Origin of the sequence: Schlesneria sp. (assembly GCF_036405755.1) — a bacterium.
Taxonomy (GTDB): Bacteria; Planctomycetota; Planctomycetia; order Planctomycetales; family Planctomycetaceae; genus Schlesneria; species Schlesneria sphaerica.
Window position 1 is genome coordinate 1 of record NZ_DASWWZ010000695.1, and the last position, 3844, is coordinate 3844.

The 3844-nt window shown below is 56.6% G+C and carries 4 protein-coding genes; 1 reads left to right on the forward strand and 3 read right to left on the reverse strand.

Annotated features, from left to right (window positions below; all coding sequences use genetic code 11):
- On the forward strand, window positions 1–123 hold a 123-nt coding region (locus tag VGE80_RS23075), incomplete at its 5' end, for a DUF4112 domain-containing protein (protein ID WP_440594288.1).
- Between the two features lie 168 nt (window positions 124–291).
- On the opposite strand, the gene VGE80_RS23080 is transcribed toward VGE80_RS23075, so the two are convergent.
- The 3 genes from VGE80_RS23080 to VGE80_RS23090 all read right to left on the reverse strand — a co-directional run.
- A complete protein-coding gene (locus VGE80_RS23080; protein ID WP_440594285.1) occupies window positions 292–1833 on the reverse strand; it encodes a UxaA family hydrolase in 1542 nt (513 codons plus the stop codon).
- A gap of 75 nt (window positions 1834–1908) precedes the next feature.
- Window positions 1909–3240: an ABC transporter permease gene (locus tag VGE80_RS23085; protein ID WP_440594286.1), complete on the reverse strand. Its 1332-nt coding sequence runs from the start codon at window positions 3238–3240 to the stop codon at window positions 1909–1911.
- Window positions 3241–3367: 127 nt separating this feature from the next.
- The coding region (locus VGE80_RS23090; protein ID WP_440594287.1) for an NAD(+)/NADH kinase at window positions 3368–3844 on the reverse strand (477 nt) is incomplete at its 5' end.

Below are 3844 nucleotides of genomic sequence, written 5' to 3' on the forward strand. Positions count from 1 at the left end.
GTCGTTGTCGACGTTTCAGTGGGTGCCGTTCCGCTAGTGGGCGACGTCTTTGACGCAGCCTGGAAGGCCAACCGGAAGAACATGGCACTCCTGAATCGCCATTTCAACGGCCAGTCGAATTGACAGGGTGAGCTCTGAGCGATCGTGTGATCAATGGGGCAAGTTACGCCCTCCAATCGTATGAAAAAGTCCCCTGAAGCGTCTATTGATTGCTTCAGGGGACTTTTATTCTCACGTCACAGCGAGAGAATCATTCGATTCGCTCGCCGGCGGTTACGGCCAGATCCGGGATCAGGTTGTAGGACCAAACGTCCAGGGATGGAATTCTTCGTCGCCGATCCCCTGCAGTTCACTCTTCGTTTTCTTACCGCTGGCGACGGCGATGACTTCTTCGAAGATCTCACGTCCAACCTCTTCCAGCGGAACACCGTCCAGGATTTTGCCTGCGTTGATGTCCATGTCATCAATCATCCGGTCATACATCGGGGTATTCGTGGCAATCTTGATAGTTGGTACCGGCTTGCACCCGTAACAGCTTCCGCGGCCCGTGGTAAAGCAGACCACATGTGCTCCCCCAGCGACCAGCCCGGTCACCGACGCGGGGTCGTAGCCGGGGGTGTCCATGATGACAAATCCTTTTTGATTGATCGCTTCGCCGTAAAGGTAGACACCCTTCAGAGCAGAAGTTCCTCCCTTGGCGATGGCTCCGAGCGACTTTTCGTAGATGGTGGTGAGGCCACCTTTCTTGTTACCGACCGATGGATTGATATCGATCCGCTGACCAAACTTGGCGGTGTAGTCGACCCACCACCGAATTCGTTCCAGCAGTGCTTCACCCACTTCACGAGTGACGGATCGCCGCGTCAGCAGGTGCTCGCCACCGTAGATTTCGGGCGTTTCCGAAAGGACCGAAGTCCCGCCGTGTGCCACCAGCATGTCGCTGCAGTGACCCAGTGCTGGATTCGCCGTCGTACCACTGTTGCCGTCGCTTCCACCGCATTCCAGTCCCAGCATCAGCTCGGCAACCGGAATCGCCTCGCGACGGGCCCGATTTACTTCCGGCAGCATTTCTCGAATCTGTGCCACCGCCCGCGCCACCGTCTTGGCCACACCTCCCTGATCCTGAATGTTCATCACCAGCGGCTGATTCGGGGAAGGGGAGTTCCCCAGTTGCAGCAGGCCTCCGTTCTCCATCAGGAATGACGCTTGAGCAGTCTCGCATCCCAGTCCGATGACGATGTAAGCGCCGATATTAGGATGGCGCGCCACATTCGCCAGCGTTCTCGTCAACTGCTGATGGTCCTCACCGCCGTATTGAATGGCGCAGCCACCTTTGTGGATCAGGGGCACGACCCCGTCGACATTGGGAAATTCGGCAAGCAATTCCTGGTTGAACTTGTCCGCTGCATACTTGGAGGTCGTTGCCGAACAGTTCACGGTCGAGACGATCCCGATGTAGTTTCTCGTCCCGAACTTGCCATTCTGGCGGCGATACCCCTGAAACGTACGGCCTTCAATCAGACTCGGTTCCGGGGGAACTTCCGAACAGAATGCGTAGTCGAGGCTCAGATTTCCCGCGACGACGTTGTGGACATGGACCCAGCTTCCGGCGGGGATGGGCTGCGAGGCAAACCCGATCGTCTGGCCGAACTTCTTAATTGGTTGCCCTTGTTCGATCGGCTGCAAGGCAATCTTGTGCCCCATGTCGATCGCTTCTCGAGCAAAGAACTCGTTCGAGTCTTCAAACCGGAACGATGTTCCCAGCGGAACATGTCGCGCGGCCACGGCGATATTATCATTCTGATGCAAACGAACGAACGGCGAGGGACCCATCTTCAGTTCCGATTTACAAAGAGAGATTTCAACGGACGATCAGTGTCGTTGAGGGATTCAAATCATGGCCAGATCTTATTCGTGCCGCAACGCTTCGATGGGGTCCATCCGGGCGGCAGAACGGGCGGGATAGATTCCGAACATGACTCCGATCGACACCGAGATCCCAAACGCAACTGGAAGACTCCAGATCGCGATCCGGGGTTCCATATCGGTGAACATCTTGGCCATCGGCGAATCGCCCGAAGTTCGATCGAGAATGTAATTCTGCACCACGTGCTTGATCCCGTAAAACGCCAATGGCGTCGCCAGTCCCATCAAAATGCCGATAATCCCCCCGGCACCGGAAAGCACAATTGTTTCCATGAGAAACTGGTTGATGATGTCACGTTGACGTGCTCCCAGCGCTCGACGAATCCCGATTTCACGCGTCCGTTCGGTGACGGTCGCCAGCATGATGTTCATGATGCCAATGCCACCCACCACCAGACTGATGGCGGCGATCGAACCGAGCACAATATTGAAGATCTGACGAATCTGGTCGGCCTGTTTCAGCAGTTCCAGCGGGACGATGACATCAAAGTCAGCCTTTCCTGCATGCGTCCGCTTCAGTGATTCTTTCACCACTTCCGACGTCGGAACCACATCGTCACGCGACCGCACTTTCAGCGTGATCTGATTGAGTTCCACCTGCTCCGCAGAGAACGTTCCACTCATGCGGGTGAATACCATGTCCCCGATCCGGCTTCGGAACGTGCTGAGAGGAATGTAGATATCCTTGTTGTACTCCTGCCCCGAAAAGCTCCCCCCGATGGCTGCCGATGAGGTACGCGACTTCATCACCCCGACAATCATGTAACGGGCGTTTCTGACCAGGACCGCTTTGCCAATCGGATCTTCGAACGGGAAGAGCGTCGCCGCGGTTTCCGCTCCCAGGACCGCGACGTTCGCCACCAGGTCCTCATCTTCATTTGTGAGAAAACGGCCCCGCATGACCACCAGTTGGTTCATGTCCATGTATTCTGCAGTGCTTCCCACCAGACGCGCGTTGATCGTGTTCTGCAGATACCGGGCTTCGCTGACGATTTCACGCATGCGGACGGCGCCGGTAATCGTCGGGATTGTCTTCGTCAACAGATCATAGTCGCTTCTCAGCAGACCGTATTGCGGAACAACGAAGCCAGAGCGTCCACCACGATTGCCACCGCTGCCCGAAGACTGGGTATCTGCCGGGGGCTTCACGGTGAGAATAATGATATTGGTTGCCCCCAGCGCCAGGACCTGCTGTTGAGCCTGAGCACTGGCACCTTCGCCGATCGCGAGCATCGCGATCACAGAGAAGACCCCGAACACGATCCCGAGCATTGTCAGGCCCGATCGGAGCTTGTGCAGAAGCAAGCTCTTCATTGCCAGTCGAATCGTCCGGATTGTTTCGGAAAAGGGCATGGTTCGCTCGAGTAAAGTTCATTGGCGGTCGGCTTGGCCAACTCACAATAGTATACGAAGCTCTCCGGAGCGAGGGAAATTCGACGTTTCACGAGCCCTTCAGGTTGGAACGCTTTTCGTAAACAGTCTGCCCACCCCAGCCCAACTTTCGATGGAGCGTGTCGTAGTAACTGTGATCGAGCAGCCGCGCAAGTTGAAAGCTCACATCGGCCCGCCGGATTTCGATCCGGTCTCCCTCTTGCAGCCGTTCCTTGATCTGGCCATCGATCACCAGCGTCGCCCCGTGAGGGACTTCGGGCAGAGTCAACGTGTAGACACAATCGGCTCGGTCAACCAGCGGACGATTGGTCAGGGTGTGCGGACAGATGGGCGTGATCACAAAGGCCTGCAGGTCCTGACGCAGCAGCGGTCCACCCGCAGCCAGACTGTGCGCCGTGGATCCCACGGGAGTACTGATGATCAAACCGTCGCACCGGTACGTCGTAACGATCTCACCATTGATTGCCAGACGAATGTGCAGGATTCGCAACGCGGAACCGGTGAGGACTGACACTTCATTCAGCCC

Excerpts from the sequence above, each read along its gene's own strand:
- VGE80_RS23080 (WP_440594285.1), bottom strand. The coding sequence starts at position 1,833 with ATGGGTCCCTCGCCGTTCGTTCGTTTGCATCAGAATGATAATATCGCC.
- VGE80_RS23085 (WP_440594286.1), bottom strand. The coding sequence starts at position 3,240 with ATGAAGAGCTTGCTTCTGCACAAGCTCCGATCGGGCCTGACAATGCTC.